General features: G+C 67.5%; 18 protein-coding genes. 17 read left to right on the top strand and 1 reads right to left on the bottom strand.

Features of this window, described 5'->3' with window-relative positions:
• Position 1 precedes the first annotated feature (1 nt).
• The 13 genes from BLQ49_RS09875 to BLQ49_RS09815 all read left to right on the top strand — a co-directional run bounded on the left by BLQ49_RS09875 (position 2) and on the right by BLQ49_RS09815 (position 13,648).
• The gene (locus tag BLQ49_RS09875; RefSeq protein ID WP_091715441.1) at positions 2–211 is read left to right on the top strand and encodes a hypothetical protein; all 210 of its coding nucleotides are present in this window, start codon (positions 2–4) and stop codon (positions 209–211) included.
• Between the two features lie 10 nt (positions 212–221).
• Positions 222–2,303 (top strand): NADH-quinone oxidoreductase subunit NuoG, encoded by a 2,082-nt coding sequence (nuoG, locus tag BLQ49_RS09870; protein ID WP_091715440.1) that lies wholly within the window; start codon positions 222–224, stop codon positions 2,301–2,303.
• Positions 2,304–2,317: 14 nt separating this feature from the next.
• Positions 2,318–3,340, top strand: coding sequence for an NADH-quinone oxidoreductase subunit NuoH (nuoH, locus tag BLQ49_RS09865; RefSeq protein WP_091715438.1), 1,023 nt, complete (start codon positions 2,318–2,320; stop codon positions 3,338–3,340).
• A gap of 28 nt (positions 3,341–3,368) precedes the next feature.
• The gene (gene nuoI / locus BLQ49_RS09860; protein WP_091715437.1) at positions 3,369–3,857 is read left to right on the top strand and encodes an NADH-quinone oxidoreductase subunit NuoI; all 489 of its coding nucleotides are present in this window, start codon (positions 3,369–3,371) and stop codon (positions 3,855–3,857) included.
• 119 nt (positions 3,858–3,976) lie between these two features.
• Complete coding sequence (locus BLQ49_RS09855; RefSeq protein WP_091715436.1) at positions 3,977–4,597, top strand: NADH-quinone oxidoreductase subunit J; 621 nt, start codon at positions 3,977–3,979, stop codon at positions 4,595–4,597.
• Positions 4,598–4,619: 22 nt separating this feature from the next.
• Positions 4,620–4,925, top strand: a complete 306-nt coding sequence (gene nuoK, locus BLQ49_RS09850; RefSeq protein WP_010686008.1) for an NADH-quinone oxidoreductase subunit NuoK — start codon at positions 4,620–4,622, stop codon at positions 4,923–4,925.
• A gap of 81 nt (positions 4,926–5,006) precedes the next feature.
• On the top strand, positions 5,007–7,115 hold the full coding sequence (nuoL, locus tag BLQ49_RS09845; protein ID WP_091715435.1) for an NADH-quinone oxidoreductase subunit L: 2,109 nt from the start codon (positions 5,007–5,009) through the stop codon (positions 7,113–7,115).
• A gap of 1 nt (position 7,116) precedes the next feature.
• A complete protein-coding gene (locus BLQ49_RS09840; RefSeq protein ID WP_091715433.1) occupies positions 7,117–8,637 on the top strand; it encodes an NADH-quinone oxidoreductase subunit M in 1,521 nt (506 codons plus the stop codon).
• Positions 8,638–8,647: 10 nt separating this feature from the next.
• The gene (gene nuoN / locus BLQ49_RS09835) at positions 8,648–10,093 is read left to right on the top strand and encodes an NADH-quinone oxidoreductase subunit NuoN (RefSeq protein WP_091715431.1); all 1,446 of its coding nucleotides are present in this window, start codon (positions 8,648–8,650) and stop codon (positions 10,091–10,093) included.
• Positions 10,094–10,100: 7 nt separating this feature from the next.
• Positions 10,101–10,904, top strand: a complete 804-nt coding sequence (locus BLQ49_RS09830) for a biotin--[acetyl-CoA-carboxylase] ligase (RefSeq protein WP_091715429.1) — start codon at positions 10,101–10,103, stop codon at positions 10,902–10,904.
• 18 nt (positions 10,905–10,922) lie between these two features.
• Complete coding sequence (locus BLQ49_RS09825; protein ID WP_091715427.1) at positions 10,923–12,596, top strand: ribonuclease J; 1,674 nt, start codon at positions 10,923–10,925, stop codon at positions 12,594–12,596.
• Positions 12,597–12,912: 316 nt separating this feature from the next.
• Positions 12,913–13,317, top strand: coding sequence for a methylmalonyl-CoA epimerase (gene mce, locus BLQ49_RS09820; RefSeq protein ID WP_091715426.1), 405 nt, complete (start codon positions 12,913–12,915; stop codon positions 13,315–13,317).
• A 4-nt stretch (positions 13,318–13,321) separates the two neighbouring features.
• Entirely contained in the window at positions 13,322–13,648 is a 327-nt protein-coding gene (locus BLQ49_RS09815) for a DUF1467 family protein (RefSeq protein WP_091715424.1), read from the top strand.
• Between the two features lie 5 nt (positions 13,649–13,653).
• On the opposite strand, the gene BLQ49_RS09810 is transcribed toward BLQ49_RS09815, so the two are convergent.
• Positions 13,654–13,851: a hypothetical protein gene (locus tag BLQ49_RS09810; RefSeq protein ID WP_091715422.1), complete on the bottom strand. Its 198-nt coding sequence runs from the start codon at positions 13,849–13,851 to the stop codon at positions 13,654–13,656.
• A gap of 555 nt (positions 13,852–14,406) precedes the next feature.
• On the opposite strand from BLQ49_RS09810, the gene proS reads away from it, so the two are divergent.
• The 4 genes from proS (at position 14,407) to BLQ49_RS09790 (ending at position 18,336) form a co-directional block, all read left to right on the top strand.
• The gene (gene proS, locus BLQ49_RS09805; protein WP_091715420.1) at positions 14,407–15,732 is read left to right on the top strand and encodes a proline--tRNA ligase; all 1,326 of its coding nucleotides are present in this window, start codon (positions 14,407–14,409) and stop codon (positions 15,730–15,732) included.
• A gap of 9 nt (positions 15,733–15,741) precedes the next feature.
• Positions 15,742–17,040: a lipoprotein-releasing ABC transporter permease subunit gene (locus BLQ49_RS09800; protein WP_091715418.1), complete on the top strand. Its 1,299-nt coding sequence runs from the start codon at positions 15,742–15,744 to the stop codon at positions 17,038–17,040.
• A 13-nt stretch (positions 17,041–17,053) separates the two neighbouring features.
• Positions 17,054–17,767, top strand: a complete 714-nt coding sequence (locus tag BLQ49_RS09795; RefSeq protein ID WP_091715416.1) for an ABC transporter ATP-binding protein — start codon at positions 17,054–17,056, stop codon at positions 17,765–17,767.
• 308 nt (positions 17,768–18,075) lie between these two features.
• A complete protein-coding gene (locus BLQ49_RS09790) occupies positions 18,076–18,336 on the top strand; it encodes a hypothetical protein (protein ID WP_091715415.1) in 261 nt (86 codons plus the stop codon).
• Positions 18,337–18,469 lie beyond the last annotated feature (133 nt).

The following is an 18,469-nucleotide window of genomic DNA, read 5'->3' as shown; positions in this document are numbered from 1 at the left end:
GATGACGAGCCAGCCTGACAACCTCATGCTCGTGTACCTGCGGCGGATCGACGAGAAGGTCGATCGCCTCAGCGATGATGTCCGTGAAGTGAACGGCCGCATGGCTGCGGTCGAAGAGAATCTGGCTGGCGTCCACCGGCGGATCGACAGGGTCGAGCTTCGCATCGAGCGGATCGAGCGACGCCTCGATCTCGCCGACGCCCCGCACTGAGATTGCACCGATGACAAAAATCCTCGTCGACGGCACCGAGGTCGAGGTTCCGGCCGAATACACGCTGCTCCAGGCCTGCGAGGCCGCGGGGGCCGAGATCCCGCGCTTCTGCTTCCACGAGCGTCTGTCGATCGCCGGCAATTGCCGGATGTGCCTCGTCGAGCTGAAGGGCGCGCCGAAGCCGGTGGCCTCCTGCGCCTACGCGGTGAAGGATTGCCGCCCCGGCCCGAACGGCGAGCCGCCGGAGGTGCTGACCCGCTCCGGCCTGACCAAGAAGGCGCGGGAAGGGGTGATGGAGTTCCTCCTCATCAACCACCCGCTTGATTGCCCGATTTGCGACCAGGGCGGCCATTGCGACCTGCAGGATCAGGCCATGGCCTACGGGGTCGATTCGACCCGCTACAAGGAGAACAAGCGGGCAGTCGAGGAGAAGCATATCGGCCCGCTGGTGCGGACCGCGATGAACCGCTGCATCCACTGCACCCGCTGCGTGCGCTTCCTGGCCGAAGTGGCGGGCGTGCCCGACCTTGGCGCCATCGGCCGCGGCGAGGATATGGAGATCACGAGCTACCTCGAGCAGTCGATGGCGTCGGAACTCCAGGGCAACGTCGCCGACCTCTGCCCGGTGGGCGCCCTCGTGCACCGGCCGCAGAGCTACAACGTCCGCCCCTGGGAGCTGAACAAGACCGAATCGGTCGACGTGATGGACGCGGTCGGCTCGTCGATCCGCATCGACACGCGCGGCCGCGAGGTGATGCAGATCGAGCCGCGGATCAGCGAGGAGATCAACGAGGAGTGGATCTCCGACAAGACCCGTTACCATATCGACGGGCTGCGGATGCAGCGCCTCGACCGGCCCTACCTGCGCGAGAACGGCCGGCTGCGGCCCGCCTCCTGGGGTGAGGCGTTCCAGGCCATCGCCGCCAAGGTGAAGGGGGCCGATCCCAAGCGCGTCGGCGCGATCGTCGGCGACCTCGCAGGCGTCGAGGAAATCTTCGCGCTGCGCGAGCTGATCAAGAGCCTGGGCTCGCCGAACCTCGACTGCCGCCAGAAAGATGCCGGCCTCGACCCGACGCTCGGCCGCGCCTCCTACATCTTCAACCCCACCATTCCGGGGATCGAGGCGGCGGACGCGATCCTGATCGTCGGCGCCAACCCGCGCACCGAAGCCTCGCTGCTGAACGTGCGCATCCGCAAGCGCTGGCGCATGGCGCCCCTGGCGGTGGGCGTGATCGGCGAGCCGGTCGATCTGACCTATCCGAGCCACTACATCGGCGCCGGCCCCGATTCGCTGGCGGCGCTCGCCCGCGGCGAGCACAGCTTCCTTGAGGTTCTCAAGGAAGCGAAGGCGCCGCTCGTGATCGTCGGTGCCAATGCCGAGCCGGGCATCCTGGCAGCCGTGGCCAAGCTCGCCAAGGAGATCGGCGCGGTCTCGGCCGAGGGGAACGCTTTTGGCGTGCTGCACACGGCTGCAGCCCGGGTCGGCGCACTCGATCTCGGCTTCGTGCCGGGGGAGGGCGGCCTGACCTTCGCGCAGATGCTGGAGCCGGGTGCCCTCGACGTCCTGTTCAACCTCGGCGCCGACGAGCGCGACGTCGCCCCGGGCGCCTTCGTGGTCTACCAGGGCAGCCACGGCGACCGCGGGGCCTCCCGGGCCGACGTAATCCTGCCGGGGGCCGCCTACAGCGAGAAATCGGCGACCTGGGTCAACACGGAAGGCCGGGTCCAGATGGGCAACCGCGCCGCCTTCCCGCCGGGCGACGCCCGCGAGGATTGGGCGATCCTCCGCGCCCTGTCGGACGTGCTGGGCAAGCGCCTGCCGTTCGATTCGCTGACCGCGCTCCGCCGGGCGCTCTACACCGCCCACCCGCATTTCGCGGCAATCGGAGCCGTGGAGCCCGGCAACGTCGTGGAGGCGGTGGAGAAGCTCGCTGGTCTCGGCGGCGCGGCCACCGGGCCGGCCTTCGCCTCGCCCGTGATCGACTTCTACCTCACCAACCCGATCGCCCGCGCCTCGCGCATCCTCGCCGAGTGCTCGCGCCTTGCCCGGGAGCGCGCCGCCGAGGCGCGGCCCCTGGCGGCGGCCGAGTAGGAGCTATTTGACCGATGACGCCGCTCGAAATCCTCGGGACCGTGCTCCTGATCGTGCTGAAGAGCTTCGTGCTGCTCTCGGCATTGCTCGTCTTCATCGCCTACGCGCTTCTGGCCGATCGGAAGATCTGGGCGGCGGTGCAGCTCCGCCGGGGCCCGAACGTGGTCGGGCCCTTCGGCCTGTTCCAGTCCTTCGCTGACCTGCTCAAGTTCGTGCTCAAGGAGCCGGTGATTCCGGCGGGTGCCAACAAGGCGATCTACCTGCTGGCGCCGCTGGTCTTCGCGATGCTGGCCCTGTCGAGCTGGGCGGTGATCCCGCTCGCCGACGGCTGGGCGATCGCCGACATCAATGTCGGCATCACCTACATCTTCGCGATCTCGTCCCTCGGCGTCTACGGCGTCATCATGGGCGGCTGGGCGTCGAACTCGAAATACGCCTTCCTGGGCGCGCTCCGGTCGGCGGCACAGATGATCTCCTACGAGGTCTCGCTGGGCTTCGTAATCATCTGCGTGCTGCTCTGCGCCGGCTCGCTCAACCTCTCGCGCATCGTGATGGCGCAGGACACCAGCCTCGGCCTGTTTGGATGGTACTGGCTGTGGCTGTTCCCGATGTTCGTGGTGTTCTTCATCTCGGCGCTCGCGGAGACGAATCGCCCGCCCTTCGATCTGCCGGAGGCCGAATCGGAGCTCGTGGCCGGCTACATGGTCGAGTATTCCTCGACCCCGTACCTGCTGTTCATGCTGGGCGAGTACGTCGCCATCATGAGCATGTGCGCCCTCGGCACCGTGCTGTTCCTGGGCGGCTGGCTGTCGCCGATCCCGTTCGCGCCCTTTACCTGGGTGCCCGGCGTGATTTGGTTCGTCCTGAAGGCGAGCTTCCTGTTCTTCCTGTTCGCGATGGTGAAATCCATCGTGCCCCGCTACCGCTACGATCAGCTCATGCGCCTCGGCTGGAAGGTTTTTCTGCCGATCTCGCTGGTCTCGGTCGTCGTCGTCGCTTTCGTGCTCAAGCTGACCGGCCTCGCGCCGGGCGCCTGAGCCCACCCTTCGCATCGGAGATCCGGGCATGAAGCTCGATCAGGTCGCCAAAAGCCTTCTCTTGAAGGAGTTCGTGTCGGGGATGATCCTCGGCATGCGCTACTTCTTCAAGCCGAAGGCCACGATCAACTACCCGTTCGAGATGGGCCATCGCGGGCCCCGCTTCCGGGGTGAGCACGCTTTGCGCCGCTATCCCAACGGTGAGGAGCGCTGCATCGCCTGCAAGCTCTGCGAGGCGATCTGCCCGGCCCAGGCCATCACCATCGAGGCGGGTCCCCGCCGCAACGACGGCACCCGCCGGACGACTCGGTACGACATCGACATGGTGAAGTGCATCTATTGCGGCATGTGCCAGGAGGCCTGCCCGGTGGACGCCATCGTCGAGGGGCCGAACTTCGAATTCTCGGTGGAGACCCGGGAAGAGCTTCTCTACGACAAGGCGAAGCTTCTTCTGAACGGCGACCGCTGGGAGCGCGAAATCGCCCGCAACATCGCGATGGACGCGCCTTATCGCTGACTCATGCCGGGGGCGCTGTTGTGCCCCCGCCGACCGGGTTCTATAGACGGCCCGCCCGCTGCGGACCGTCTTCACGCACGGCAGAAGGGGCCGCTCCGGCGGCCGATCCCGACCAGCGCATGACCGCAGCAGCCGCCTTCTTCTATCTGTTCGCGAGCATCACGGTCGCGTCGGGCTTCATGGTGATCGCCTCGCGCAATCCCGTGGCCTCGGTGCTGTTCCTGATCCTCGCCTTCGTGAACGCCGCGGGGCTCTTCGTCCTGATGGGCGCCGAGTTCCTCGCGATGATCCTCGTCGTCGTCTACGTCGGCGCGGTGGCCGTCCTATTCCTGTTCGTGGTGATGATGCTCGACGTGGACTTCGCCGAGCTGCGCCAGGGCTTCCAGCAATACCTGCCGGTCGGCGCGCTGATCGGCGCGATCTTCCTGGTCGAGCTGCTGCTCGTGGTCGGCTCCTGGAGCATCGATCCGGGCCTCGTCCAGGCGCCGCTCGGCAACGTGGCGTCGGCCGAGAACCTGACCAACGCCCAGGCGCTGGGCCGGGTGATCTACACGGACTACGCCTACTTCTTCCAACTCGCCGGCCTGATCCTGCTGGTCGCCATGATCGGCGCGATCGTGCTGACCCTGCGCGACCGGCCGGGCGTCAAGCGCCAGGACATCGCGGTCCAGAACGCCCGCACCCAGGCCATGGCTGTGGAGACCCGCAAGGTCCCGTCGCGCCAGGGTGTCGAGGTCTGATGCCCGCCGGAGGACTCGAACGATGATCGGCCTGAGCCACTACCTCACCGTCGCGGCGATCCTGTTCACGCTCGGCGTGCTCGGCATCTTCATCAACCGCAAGAACATCATCGTCATCCTGATGTCGGTCGAGCTGATCCTGCTCTCGGTCAACATCAACCTCGTCGCCTTCTCGACGCAGCTGAACGACATCACCGGACAGGTCTTCGCCCTGTTCGTGCTGACCGTCGCGGCCGCCGAATCGGCGATCGGCCTCGCCATCCTGGTGGTGTTCTTCCGCAACCGCGGCTCCATCGCGGTGGAAGACGTGAGCATGATGAAGGGCTAGGGCCTCCTTCCCCGCCGCCCCGATTCACATCCGGACGTCGCCGCTTCGCGGTCGGCCCGGAGGACGGACTGCAAGAGAGCGATGTATCACGCGATCGTCTTCTTCCCGCTGATCGGCTTCCTGATCGCCGGCCTGTTCGGCCGGTACATCGGGGCGCGGGCCTGCGAGTACATCACCACGGCGTTCCTCGCCTTCACGGCGCTGATCGCCTGGGGCGTGTTCCTCGATGGCGGCCACGCGGAGCGGGTGCAGGTCGCCTCCTGGTTCTCGGCCGGCGACCTGCAGGTCGACTGGGCCTTCAAGGTCGACACCCTGACCCGGGTGATGCTGGTGGTGGTGACCACGGTCTCGACCCTCGTGCACCTCTACTCGGTCGGGTACATGCACGAGGATCCGCACCGGCCGCGCTTCTTCGCCTACCTGTCGCTGTTCACCTTCGCCATGCTGATGCTGGTGACGGCCGACAACCTCGTGCAGATGTTCTTCGGCTGGGAGGGCGTGGGTCTCGCCTCGTACCTGCTGATCGGCTTCTGGTACGAGAAGCCCTCCGCCAACGCCGCCGCCATGAAGGCGTTCATCGTCAACCGCGTCGGCGATTTCGGCTTCTCGCTCGGCATCTTCCTGACCTTCGTGCTCACCGGGTCGGTGGCGTTCGACGCGATCTTCGGCAAGGTCGATGCGATCAAGACGCTCTCGTTCCACTTCCTCGGCTACGACTGGAACGCCCTGACGCTGGCCTGCCTGCTGCTGTTCATGGGCGCCATGGGCAAGTCGGCGCAGTTCCTGCTGCATACCTGGCTGCCGGACGCCATGGAGGGCCCGACCCCAGTCTCGGCGCTGATCCACGCCGCCACCATGGTGACGGCCGGCGTGTTCATGGTCGCCCGCCTGTCGCCGCTGTTCGAGGAGGCGCCGAACGCGCTGGTCGTGGTGACGGTGATCGGCGGCATTACGGCGTTCTTCGCGGCCACGATCGGGCTGGTGCAGAACGACATCAAGCGCGTGATCGCCTACTCGACCTGCTCGCAGCTCGGCTACATGTTCGTGGCGCTCGGCGTCGGCGCCTATTCGGCGGCGGTGTTCCACCTGTTCACCCACGCCTTCTTCAAGGCGCTGCTGTTCCTCGGAGCCGGCTCGGTCATCCACGCGATGCACCACGAGCAGGACATGCGGAACATGGGCGGCCTGCGCCGCTACATCCCCTATACCAGCGCGATGATGGCGATCGGCTCCCTGGCGCTGATCGGCTTCCCCTACACCGCCGGCTACTACTCGAAGGACGCGATCATCGAGGCGGCCTACGCCTCGACCCGCCCGGGCCACACGCTCGCCTTCCTGTGCGTGGTGGTGGCGGCGTTCTTCACCTCGTTCTATTCCTGGCGCCTGTTCTTCATGACCTTCGAGGGTCCGGCCCGCTGGGGCGCCCATGCGGCCCATGACCACCACGACGCCCCCGCGGTCGCACGCTCGACGATGGCGCACGAGGCCGACGGCCCGCCCGGCCACACCGAGGGCGTCGCGCACGACGACAAGGGCCACGACATCGAGCCGGCCCACAAGAGTGACGTCGTCGCCGACGACCATCACGGGCATGGCCATCACGGGGACCACACCCCCCATGAGAGCCCGCTGGTGATGACGGTCCCGCTGGCGATCCTCGCCTTCGGCGCGCTGTTCGCCGGGATCATCTTCCACAACCGGTTCATCGGCGCGGGGATGGACGCGTTCTGGGGCCACGCCCTGGCGCACGGCCCGCACAACCACATCATGCACGAGATCCACGAGGTCCCGGCGCTGGTGTCCTACTCGCCGCTGGTCATGCTGATCCTCGGCTTTATCCTGGCCTATTGGATGTATATCCGCCGGCCGGAGCTGCCGGGCGAGCTCGCCGCGCAGCAGCCGTCGCTGTACCGGTTCCTGCTCAACAAGTGGTACTTCGACGAGATCTACGATCGGATCTTCGTCCGCCCGGCCAAGGATTTCGGCCTGTTCCTCTGGAAGCAGGGTGATGGACGGATCATCGACGGGCTGGGGCCGAACGGGATCGCGGCGCGCGTCGTCGACGTGACCCGCGGGGTGGTCCGCCTCCAGACCGGCTACCTCTACCACTACGCCTTCGTGATGCTCATCGGCGTCGCCGGCCTGATCAGCTGGTACCTGATATCCGGCCTGCCCAAGGGTGCTCACTGATATGCTCGGCCTCGGCATCCTCTCCGGCCTGCTGATCGTGCCGCTCTGCGGCGCGGCCTTCATCCTGACACTGAACGGCGACGAGGCCTCGGTCGCGCGCAACAGCCGTTGGGCCGCGCTCGCCACCACGATCGTCACCTTCGTGCTCTCCCTGGTCGCCTGGGGCCGCTACGACGCCGCCTCGTCGAGCTTCCAGCTGGTCGAGAGCCACGCGTGGCTGACCGACACGATCCGGTTCAAGCTCGGCGTCGACGGTTTCTCGATGCCGCTGATCCTGCTGACCACCTTCCTGATGCCGTTCTGCATCGGCGCCTCGTGGCACGCGATCAACGTCCGGGTGAAGGAGTACTTCGTCGCCTTCCTCGTCCTCGAGACGACGATGATCGGCGTGTTCGCCTCCCTCGACCTGCTGCTGTTCTACCTGTTCTTCGAGGCCGGCCTGATCCCGATGTTCCTGATCATCGGGATCTGGGGCGGCGCGCGCCGGGTCTACGCGAGCTTCAAGTTCTTCCTCTACACCCTGCTCGGCTCGGTGCTGATGCTGCTCGCCGTGATGGCGATGTACTGGCAGGCCGGCACCACCGACATCCCGACCCTACTGCAGTACCGCTTCCCGGTGCAGATGCAGACTTGGCTGTGGCTGGCCTTCTTCGCCTCCTTCGCGGTGAAGATGCCGATGTGGCCGGTCCATACCTGGCTGCCCGACGCCCACGTGGAGGCGCCGACGGCCGGCTCTGTGATCCTGGCGGGCATCCTCCTGAAGATGGGCGGCTACGGCTTCATCCGGATCTCGCTGCCGATGCTGCCGGTGGCGAGCCACGAGTTCGCGCCCTTGGTGTTCGCCCTCTCGGTGATCGCGATCATCTTCACGTCGCTCACCGCGATGATGCAGACCGACATCAAGAAGCTGATCGCCTACTCGTCGGTGGCCCATATGGGCTTCGTGACGCTCGGCCTGTTCACGCTGAACGAGCAGGGCATCCAGGGCGCGCTGTTCCTGATGATTTCTCACGGTATCGTGGCGAGCGCGCTGTTCCTCTGCGTGGGCGTGGTCTACGACCGGATGCACACTCGCGAGATCGCGGCCTATGGCGGCCTCGTGAAGCGGATGCCGCTCTACGCGGTGGCCATGATGGTGTTCACCATGGCCAATGTCGGGCTGCCGGGCACCTCCGGCTTCGTCGGCGAGTTCCTGTCGATGCTCGGCGCCTTCAAGGCGAACCCGAACGTCGCCTTCTTCTCCACCTTCGGCATCATCCTGTCGGCCGGCTACGCCCTGTGGCTCTACGCCCGGGTGATCTACGGGAAGCTGGAGAAGCCGAACCTCCAGGGCATCCTCGATCTCGATCTGCGCGAGAAGATCATCTTGGCGCCGCTGGTCGCCCTGACGATCTATTACGGCGTGCATCCGGCCCCCGTGCTCGACGTGTTCGCGCCCTCGACCGACGCGCTGATGGCGAGCATCAAGACCGCGCTCTCGAACACCCAGACGGCCGCCGCGGCGCTGCCGATCCCGCGCTGAGGCGGACACCATGACCACCGTCCACTCCGTCCTGCCCTCGCTGGCGCCGCTCCTGCCCGAGCTGATCCTCGGTGTCGGCGTCCTGCTGCTGATCCTCTACGGCGCGTGGCGCGGCGACCGCTCGGCTGAGAGCGTGAGCATCGGTGCCCTTGTCCTGCTCCTCGTCGCCCTCTCGGCGGTGATCTCCCAGCCGGTGCACGGGCGGATCACGACCCTGTCGGGCGCCTTCGTGTCCGACTCCTTCTCGAAGGTGATGAAGTCGCTGGTGCTGCTCGGCTCGTCGGCGACGATCCTGCTGGCGCACGACTTCTTCAAGCGCGAGCGCATCGACCGGTTCGAGTTCCCGGTGCTGATCGTGCTCTGCACCATCGGCATGATGGTGATGGTCTCGGCCAACGACCTGATCGCGCTCTATCTCGGCCTGGAGCTGCAATCGCTCGCGGCCTACGTGATCGCGGCCTTCCACCGGGACGACATCAAGTCGACCGAGGCGGGCCTCAAGTACTTCGTGCTCGGCGCGCTCTCCTCGGGCATGCTGCTCTACGGCGCCTCGCTGATCTACGGCTTCACCGGCACGGTCTCGTTCCCCGGCATCGTCTCGGCGCTCAACGAGAATGCCGGCCTCGGCATCGTGCTGGGCATCGTGTTCGTGGCGGCCGGCGTCTGCTTCAAGATGTCGGCGGTGCCGTTCCACATGTGGACGCCCGACGTCTACGAGGGCTCACCCACACCGGTGACGGCCTTCTTCGCCACCGCGCCCAAGATGGCCGCCGTCTCGATGACGGTGCGGGTCTTCATCGGCGCCCTCCCGGACGTGACGGCGGTCTGGCAGCAGATCTTCATCTTCGTCTCGGTGGTGTCGATGGCGCTGGGCTCCTTCGCGGCGATCGGCCAGAGCTCGATCAAGCGCCTGATGGCCTATTCGTCGATCGCCAATATCGGCTACGCGCTGATCGGGCTGGCCTGCGGCTCGGAGGAGGGGATCAGCGGGCTCGTCACCTACATGATCATCTACCTCGCGATGACGCTCGGCTCCTTCGCGATCATCCTGTCGCTCCGGCGCCGGAACGTGATGTTCGAGAAGATCGAGGATCTGTCAGGCCTGTCGCGGACCCATCCGTGGCTCGCCTTCTGCCTCGCCGCCATGATGTTCTCGCTGGCCGGCATCCCGCCACTCGCTGGGTTCTTTGCGAAGTTCTACGTCTTCGCCGCCGCCATCAAGGCGGGCCTCGTGACGCTCGCGGTGATCGGCGTGGTGACCAGCGTGGTCGGTGCCTACTACTACCTGCGCATCGTGCGGATCATGTATTTCGACGAGCCGAGGGAGCCCTACGAGGCGATGGCCCCGGGCCTGCGCGTCGTGCTGGCCCTGTCGAGCGTCGTGGTGGTGCTGTTCTTCCTGCTGCCCGGCCCGCTGGTCGGCGCCGCCGGCCGGGCCGCCAAGTCGCTCTTCTAGGACGGCCTTGCCCTATCGACTCGGGCCCGAGGCGCGCAGCCAGGGCCACCGCCTGCATGTCCACGACACCCTCGGCTCCACCAACACGGAGGCGATGGCGCAGGCGCGGGCCGGGGAGACCGGACCGCTCTGGATCACGACGCACCGCCAGGAGGCGGGGAGGGGGCGCCGGGGCAATGCCTGGGCGTCCCTGCCGGGCAACCTCGCGGCGAGCGTGCTCTGGCCAGTCGCCGGGGTCGCCCCCGACCACCTTGCGGAACTGGGCTTCGTGGCCGGTCTCGCGCTGATCGAAGCGCTGGACGCGACCTGCGGCACCCTGCCGGATACCGCATCCGTAGGCAGCGCCCGATCTTTCCGATTGAAATGGCCCAACGACGTTCTGCTCGGCGGGGCGAAGCTCGCGGGCCTGCTGCTGGAGGCCGAGACGCTGCCGGGCGGCCGGCGCGCCGCGGTGATCGGCTTCGGCGTCAACGTCGCGGCGTGCCCAGAGGGCCTGCCCGCCACAAGCTTGGCGGCGGCGGGTTACGTGTACGACGCCGAGGCGCTACTGGAACATCTCTCGGACCGGATGGCCGCGCGGGCGCGCGCCTGGGATCGGGGACGGAATTTCGCTGCCCTGCGCGCCGACTGGCTGGCGCGGGCCGCCGGTCTCGGATCGGAGATCGCGGTGCGCAGCGGCGGACATAGCCTTGAGGGCGTGTTCGAGACGATCGACGAGGGGGGGCGGCTCGTGATCCTCGCCCCCGATGGGAACCGGCATACCGTGACGGCGGGCGAGGTGCATTTCGGAACGGCCGCGACGGCGGCCTGAGTTTGGACGACGATACAGATGGCAACAGGACAGGAGGATCTGGTCTTCCTGCCGCTCGGCGGCGTGGGCGAGATCGGAATGAATGCGGCGCTCTACGGCTTCGGGCCGGAGAAGGGCCGGAAGTGGATCATGGTCGATTGCGGCATGGGCTTCGCCGGCGAGGAGAACATGCCGGGCATCGACCTGATGTTCCCGGACCTCTCCTTCATCGAGGAGAAGCGCAAGGACCTGCTCGGGATCTTCATCACCCACGCGCACGAGGACCATATCGGGGCGATCTCGGAGCTGTGGTCGCGCCTCAAGGCACCGGTCTACGCGACCCGCTTCGCCAAGAACCTGCTGGAGACCCGCCGCCTCTCGGATCCCGGCGCCCCCAAGGTCGACCTGCGCGAGGTCAAGCCTGGCCGGCGCGTCACGGTCGGGCCGTTCGAGCTGGAATACGTCCCGGTCTCGCACTCGATCCCGGAATCGAACGCCATCGCGATCCGCACGGCGGCGGGCCTCGTGGTCCACACCGGTGACTGGAAGATCGACCCGACGCCGGTGGCCGGCGAAGTCACCTCGCCGGAGGCCTTCACGGCGCTCGGCGACGAGGGCATCCTGGCGCTGGTCTGCGACTCGACCAACGTGGTCCGCGAGGGTTTTTCCCCGAGTGAACGCGAGGTCGCCGCGACCCTCAAGACGCTGATCGCCGAGGCCCCCCACAGGGTCGCGGTGACTACCTTCGCGTCGAACGTCGCCCGCATCCGCGCCGTCGCCGAGGCGGCGGTGGCCTGCGGCCGCGAGATCGTGGCGGTCGGCCGCGCCATGGACCGGGTGATCGATGTGGCGCGCGAATGCGGCTACCTCGACGGGTTGCCCGAGTTCCGCCGTTCGGATTCGTGGAAGAGCCTGCCGCGCGAGCGGGTCGTTGCCCTGCTCACCGGTTCCCAGGGCGAACCGCGGGCGGCGCTCGCCCGGGTCTCCCGCCGCGACCATCCGGATATCAGCCTCACTGCGGGCGATCAGGTGATCTTCTCCTCGCGCGCCATCCCCGGCAACGAGCGCGATGTCGGGTCGATCATCAACGACCTGATCGAGCAGGGCGTCGAAGTGATCACCGACCGCAGCGCCCTCGTCCACGTCTCCGGCCACCCGCGCCGGGACGAGATGGTCGAGATGTACAAGTGGACGCGGCCCGGCACCGCGATCCCGGTTCACGGCGAGGCGCTCCACCTCGACGAGCATGCCCGCTTTGCCCGCGCGCAGGGCGTGCAGAACGTCGTCAAGGCACGCAACGGCAGCCTGATCCGCCTAAGCCCCGGAAAGCCCGAGGTGGTCGATCACGTGAAGGCCGGCCGCCTGTTCAAGGATGGCGACGTCCTGATCGATGAGAAGGACCGGGCGATCCCGGAGCGGCGCAAGCTGATGCAGGCGGGTCTCGTCTCGGTGGCGATCGCCATCGATGAGGATGGCGTCGTGCTGGGCGAGCCGGCGATTGACATCATCGGCCTACCGAACCGCGGGCGCTCCGGCGAGCCCCTGATCGACACCATCGTGGAAGCGGTCTCGCGCAGCCTGTCGGGCCTTTCGCGGGGCAAGCTCAAGGACTCGGAGGGCGTCGAGAAGGCGGTCGACCGGGCCGTGCGCACCGCGGTCAACGAGGTTTGGGGCAAGAAGCCGGCCTGCCACGTGCAGGTTGTGGAAGTTTGAGACTGGCAGCGGATATCGGGTCGTCATATTCTATAAGACGTCGCGACAGCTGATCTTCCGGATTGGCTGCCAGCCAAGGCTCAAGTCCCCTCTCCCGCACGGGAAAGGGACAGGGTGAGGGGCGAGAACTCTCCGGATGCGACGCGCGACGCACGCGCGTTGGTGACGTGCGCCATTCTGAGAGTTCTCGTCCCTCACCCCAACCCTCACCCGCACGGGCGAGGGGGCAGGTCGCGTCCAGGCGCGCTGGCGGGGCCTCGTCTGCGAACGAAAGAAGCTTCCGGACAGGGAGCGAGCACGCCGGGGAGGAACCATCATGATCGGCCGTCTCAACCACGTGGCCATCGCCGTCCAGGATCTCGACGCCGCCTGCGCGATCTACCGCGATACGCTCGGCGCCACGGTGACGCCGCCCCTGCCGCAACCCGAGCACGGCGTCACCGTCGTGTTCGTGGAATTGCCCAACAGCAAGGTCGAGCTGATGGCGCCGCTCGGCGAGAATTCGCCGATCGAGGCCTTCGTGGCGCGCAATCCGGGCGGCGGCGTCCACCACGTCTGCTACGAGGTCGACGATATCCTGGCAGCCCGCGACAAGCTGAAGGCGCAGGGCGCCCGGGTGCTTGGAACCGGCGAGCCGCGGATCGGCGCCCACGGCAAGCCGGTCCTGTTCCTGCACCCGAAGGACTTTTTGGGCACCCTGGTCGAGCTGGAGCAGGTCTGAACCGATGATGGCAGTGCTGGCCCGCTCGACGCTGAAGACGCTCGGCGTCATCACGGTGCTGGTCGCCGCCTTCGTGGCGGCCGGCGTGAGCCTGTTCAAGCTCACGGTCGGCGGCGCCATCGCGCTGTATTTCGTGGTGTGGTGGACGCTGCTCTTCGCGGTCCTGCCCCTGCGCAACCAGCCCGAGACCCGGCCGACCCATGTCGTGCCGGGGCAGGATCCCGGCGCGCCCGCGGCGCCGCGGCTGCGCGAGAAAGCGATCTGGACGACGCTGGTGGCGGGGGCCGCCTTCCTGATCGCGCTGGCGGTGTTCCCCCTGACCGGTCTGTAGCGCCCTCAGAGCAACGTGCCGAAGGACGGTGCTGCCGTCAGGGATTGGCCCGCCCGCGCCACCAGATGGGCGAAGGCCAAGGCCGCCGCGGAGGCCTGCGCGGCCGACGGGTAGATCTGGTCCGACTCGGCGATCGTCTCGTTGGCGTCGTTGAGCAAGACCCAAGCCCAGCTCGCGTCGGCCCGGAGGATCTCGAAATGCATGGCGGGCTCACCCGGACTGGTCCGGACGCACCCTGCGCTGCAGAAAACCCCGATCGGTTAAAGACATACCGGCGCGGGGCGGAAACCCGGCGGCCTCGCACGTTGTGCGCGCTATCAACGCTCTTCACCGGCAGCCAGGCGGTCGCAGATCTCAGAGCTGCAAATAAAAAAAGCAAGGCCCAAGGCCTTGCTTTCAAGCTTCAGTGGCTCGACCTTGAGATCCTCCGCATTGCTTGCGGGGCGGTCGTTTTTCCTCCCGAGACTCGGACCTTGCGCCGCCTCTTCCGGGCGTCGCAAACATCGCCGGACGCTTATAGGAACAACAATTCGTGTTGTCACCGGGTCGGCGAGAAAAATCTGCGCTTTCTTGCCGGCAAATAGGCAGACCGCTCTTCCGAAGGGCACGGCCGGGCCGCGGGGGCTCCGGCGCCATGGCTTCGCCGCGATTACGCCGCGCCGTGGTCGCGCAGTGCTTGTAATTTGCGTCTCCCACGTGTTGTGTGCCGACGCGCCGCGGCTCCTCCCGGCCGGCCCCCTTTCCAAGACTTTGGCGATATGCGTCTCTCCCGCTACTTCCTGCCGACCTTGCGCGAGACGCCCAAGGAAGCCGAGATCGTCTCGCACCGGCTGATGCTGCGCGCGGGCTTGGTCCGCCAGGAGGCCGCCGGCATCTACGCGTGGCTGCCCCTCGGCCTGCGGGTGCTGGAGCGCGTCTGCGCGGTGATCCGCCGGGAGCAGAACCGCGCCGGCGCCATCGAGATCCTGATGCCGACGGTGCAGTCGGCCGAGCTGTGGCGGGAATCCGGCCGCTACGACGCCTACGGCAAGGAGATGCTGCGCCTGAAGGACCGGCACGACCGCGAGATGCTCTACGGCCCCACCGCCGAGGAGATGGTCACCGAGATTTTTCGCGCGAGCGTCCGGTCGTACAAGGACCTGCCCAAGAACCTCTACCAGATCTCGTGGAAGTTCCGCGACGAGGTGCGGCCGCGCTTCGGCACGATGCGCTCGCGCGAGTTCCTGATGAAGGACGCCTACTCGTTCGATTTCGACCAGGCCGGCGCACGCCACGCCTACAACCGGATGTTCGTGGCGTATCTCCGCACCTTCGCGGGCCTTGGCCTGAAGGCGATCCCGATGCGTGCCGATACCGGCCCGATCGGCGGCGACCTGTCCCACGAGTTCATCATCCTGGCCAAGACCGGCGAGAGCGAGGTCTTCTGCGACAAGGCCTATCTGGATTTCGACATCCCGCCCGAGACGGTGGATTTCGACGACATCGCCGGCCTGCAGGGCATCGTCGATGCCTGGACCTCGCACTATTCCGCCACCGAGGACATGCACGAGCCGGAGGCCTTCGCGGAGGTGGCCGAGGATAACCGCCTGGCGGCCCGCGGCATCGAGGTCGGGCATATCTTCTACTTCGGAACCAAGTATTCCGAGCCGATGGGCGCCAAGGTCGCCGGGCCGGACGGGATCGAGCGCCCGGTCCATATGGGCTCCTACGGGATCGGCCCCAGCCGGCTCGTGGCGGCGATCATCGAGGCGAGCCACGACGACGCCGGGATCATCTGGCCGGATTCGGTCGCGCCGTTCGACGTGGCGTTGATCAATCTCAAGGTGGGCGACTCCGCCACCGATGCCGCCTGCGCGCAGATCCAGTCGGATCTCGAGACCGCCGGCCTGTCGGTGCTCTACGACGATCGGGACGAGCGGCCCGGCGCCAAGTTCGCCACCGCGGATCTGATCGGCCTGCCTTGGCAGGTGATCGTCGGCCCGAAGGGACTGGCCGAGGGTAAGGTCGAGCTGAAGCGGCGCGCCGGGGGCGAGCGCGAGAGCCTCGCCATCGTCGATCTGCTGGCACGCATCCGGCGCGTCTGAGCCGTGCCGATGGCGGCATCAGCGGCGCTGGAGCGGGTGAAGGGCCTCGCGGCCTCGTTCAGCCAGGGTACCGCGCCCTTCGCGCCGTTCGAGTGGATCCTCGCCGGACGCTACCTGCGGGCGCGCCGCCGGGGAGGCGGCGTCTCGGTGGTGGCGTTCTTCTCGGTTCTGGGCATCGCGCTCGGCGTCGCCACGCTGATCATCGTGCTCTCGGTGATGAACGGCTTCCGGGCCGAGCTCCTGTCGAAGATCGTGGGCATCAATGGCCATCTCTTCGCCACGCCGATCGACCGGCCGTTCAACGACTGGACCGACCTGTCGGACCGCCTGTCCAAGGTGGCGGGTGTGCGCGCCGCGGTGCCGCTGGTGGAGGGTCAGGCCTTCGCGTCGTCGCAATATGGCGGCTCGGGCGTGATCATCCGCGGCGTGCGGGCCGCCGATCTCGATGCGCTGGCGGCGGTGTCCAGCTCGATCCGGGGCGGCACCCTCGAAGGCTTCGATGACGGCACCGGCGTGCTGATCGGGCGGCGGCTCGCCGACACGCTGGGCCTCCAGGCCGGCGACACGATCACGCTGGTGACCCCAAAAGGTTCGTCGACGCCCTTCGGCACTGCGCCGCGCACCAAGAGCTACACAGTCAAGGCGGTGTTCGAGGTCGGCATGACCGAGTTCGACCAGACCTTCGTGTTCATGCCGCTCGCCGAGGCGCAGGCGTTCTTCAACAAGGACGGCGACGTCAGCATGATCGAGATCTACGTCGACGATCCCGACCATGTCGGCGACATGCGCGAGCCCCTGGAGATGGCGGCCGAGCGCCCGATCCTGCTCACCGACTGGCGCCAGCGCAACCGGACCTTCTTCGGGGCGCTGGAGGTCGAGCGGAACGTGATGTTCCTGATCCTCAGCCTGATCGTGGTGGTGGCGACGCTCAACATCGTCTCGGGCCTGATCCTGCTGGTGCGCGACAAGTCGAGCGACATCGCGATCCTGCGCACCATGGGGGCGACGCCCGGCACGATCATGCGGGTGTTCCTGATCAACGGTGCGCTGATCGGCGTGGTCGGCACCCTGAGTGGGCTGGCGCTCGGCATCCTGATCACGCTCAACATCAAGCCGATCCAGCACGTGCTGTTTCCGGGCGCCTGGGACCCGACCGTGCGCTTCCTCGCCGAGATCCCGGCCCAGATGAACCCGAAGGAGATCACCGCCGTGGTGATCACCGCGCTGCTGCTGTCGCTCGCGGCGACGCTGTATCCCTCCTGGCGCGCCGCCCGGCTCGATCCGGTGCAGGCCCTCCGCTACGGCTGACGGGCCGCACCCCATGAGCGATACGAGCCAGCCCGCCGGCGGCCAGCCGGTGCCGGCCCTGTTCTTTTCCCGCGTCGAGCGGCGCTATCCTCAGGCCGAAGGCGCCCTGGAGATCCTGCGCGGGGCCGACCTTGCGATCTGGCCCGGCGAGCTGGTGGCGCTGGTGGCGCCCTCGGGCGCCGGCAAGTCGACGCTCCTGCATCTCGCCGGGCTCCTGGAACGGCCGGACGGGGGCGAGGTCTATATTGGCGGCCATCCCACGGCCGCGATGGCGGATGCCGAGCGCACCCGCCTGCGGCGCGAGGAGATGGGCTTCGTCTACCAGTTCCACCACCTGCTGCCGGAGTTCTCAGCGCTGGAGAACGTGGTGATGCCGCAGCTCATCCGCGGCCTGAAGAGCGCCGAGGCGAAGGCCCGTGCCACGGAGCTGCTCAGCTTCCTCGGCCTCAAGGAGCGGCTGCCGCATCGCCCGGCGGAGTTGTCGGGGGGCGAACAGCAGCGCGTGGCCATCGCCCGCGCGGTCGCCAACGGCCCGCGGTTGCTGCTCGCCGACGAGCCCACCGGCAACCTCGACCCCGGCACGGCCGGCCACGTCTTCTCGGTGCTGATGGCCCTGGTCCGCGCCTCGGGCCTCGCCGCCCTGGTGGCGACCCACAACCTGGACCTCGCCGCCCGCATGGACCGCCGGGTGACGATCCGGGACGGGCTGATCACGCCGCTCGACTGAGTGGGTGCGCCCACGTCGCGCGGAGGTCCTGTCAGCCCTCCGGCCTGACGCCTTTCCGGCTTGCGAGATCGCGCCCTGCCCAGCCATCCGGCCGCCGCGATCGCGCGACGGCGGGCTCCGGACCTGTCCGAAGCGTCGACAGCGCCCGCGCGGCGGGTGCCGGCGGGCAAACAGACACGCGCCTTTTAATCCATCCCGTCGCGTGCGGGGCGTCACGTCGCGAAGACTATTTCGCCCCTATATTGCAATCACGCAAGAACAACTGCGCAAGACGACCCAGAGCCACTTCAACCGATCAGGAGATTTCCATGAAGAACCGCTTTGCCGCCGCCTGCACCGCTCTTATCCTGGCCGTTGCGCCGCTGTCCTCCGCCATGGCGGCTCCCGAGGCCCGCTGGACCGGCTTCCAGACCTACGCGCCCGAGACCACCGGTGCGCTCGGCCTCGGCGTCCACGACGCGCCCTTCTACGAGGGCTGCCCAATGAGTTCGGCCGCCGAGGGCAACGCGAACCAGCAGACCCGGCCGATCAAGCAGTACGGCCAGACCGCCGGCGGTTACCGCTGCTGATCCATCGCCCACACGGATGAAGCTCAAGCCTCTCTCCTACGTAATGATCGGTGCCTTCGTGAGCGGTCTGTTGATGACCCTGGTCGGCTCAGCAACCGTACTGCTAGGTCAGTAGCCCGGACCGATGCATTGG

The sequence above is a fragment of the Methylobacterium phyllostachyos genome, assembly GCF_900103445.1.
Lineage (GTDB): Bacteria > Pseudomonadota > Alphaproteobacteria > Rhizobiales > Beijerinckiaceae > Methylobacterium > Methylobacterium phyllostachyos.
Note: the sequence above shows the minus strand (reverse complement) of the source record. Positions and strands in the feature narration are given on the sequence as shown.

Excerpts from the sequence above, each read along its gene's own strand:
- BLQ49_RS09875 (WP_091715441.1), top strand. The coding sequence starts at position 2 with ATGACGAGCCAGCCTGACAACCTCATGCTCGTGTACCTGCGGCGGATC.
- nuoG (WP_091715440.1), top strand. The coding sequence starts at position 222 with ATGACAAAAATCCTCGTCGACGGCACCGAGGTCGAGGTTCCGGCCGAA.
- nuoH (WP_091715438.1), top strand. The coding sequence starts at position 2,318 with ATGACGCCGCTCGAAATCCTCGGGACCGTGCTCCTGATCGTGCTGAAG.
- nuoI (WP_091715437.1), top strand. The coding sequence starts at position 3,369 with ATGAAGCTCGATCAGGTCGCCAAAAGCCTTCTCTTGAAGGAGTTCGTG.
- BLQ49_RS09855 (WP_091715436.1), top strand. The coding sequence starts at position 3,977 with ATGACCGCAGCAGCCGCCTTCTTCTATCTGTTCGCGAGCATCACGGTC.
- nuoK (WP_010686008.1), top strand. The coding sequence starts at position 4,620 with ATGATCGGCCTGAGCCACTACCTCACCGTCGCGGCGATCCTGTTCACG.
- nuoL (WP_091715435.1), top strand. The coding sequence starts at position 5,007 with ATGTATCACGCGATCGTCTTCTTCCCGCTGATCGGCTTCCTGATCGCC.
- BLQ49_RS09840 (WP_091715433.1), top strand. The coding sequence starts at position 7,117 with ATGCTCGGCCTCGGCATCCTCTCCGGCCTGCTGATCGTGCCGCTCTGC.
- nuoN (WP_091715431.1), top strand. The coding sequence starts at position 8,648 with ATGACCACCGTCCACTCCGTCCTGCCCTCGCTGGCGCCGCTCCTGCCC.
- BLQ49_RS09825 (WP_091715427.1), top strand. The coding sequence starts at position 10,923 with ATGGCAACAGGACAGGAGGATCTGGTCTTCCTGCCGCTCGGCGGCGTG.
- mce (WP_091715426.1), top strand. The coding sequence starts at position 12,913 with ATGATCGGCCGTCTCAACCACGTGGCCATCGCCGTCCAGGATCTCGAC.
- BLQ49_RS09815 (WP_091715424.1), top strand. The coding sequence starts at position 13,322 with ATGATGGCAGTGCTGGCCCGCTCGACGCTGAAGACGCTCGGCGTCATC.
- BLQ49_RS09810 (WP_091715422.1), bottom strand. The coding sequence starts at position 13,851 with ATGCATTTCGAGATCCTCCGGGCCGACGCGAGCTGGGCTTGGGTCTTG.
- proS (WP_091715420.1), top strand. The coding sequence starts at position 14,407 with ATGCGTCTCTCCCGCTACTTCCTGCCGACCTTGCGCGAGACGCCCAAG.
- BLQ49_RS09800 (WP_091715418.1), top strand. The coding sequence starts at position 15,742 with ATGGCGGCATCAGCGGCGCTGGAGCGGGTGAAGGGCCTCGCGGCCTCG.
- BLQ49_RS09795 (WP_091715416.1), top strand. The coding sequence starts at position 17,054 with ATGAGCGATACGAGCCAGCCCGCCGGCGGCCAGCCGGTGCCGGCCCTG.
- BLQ49_RS09790 (WP_091715415.1), top strand. The coding sequence starts at position 18,076 with ATGAAGAACCGCTTTGCCGCCGCCTGCACCGCTCTTATCCTGGCCGTT.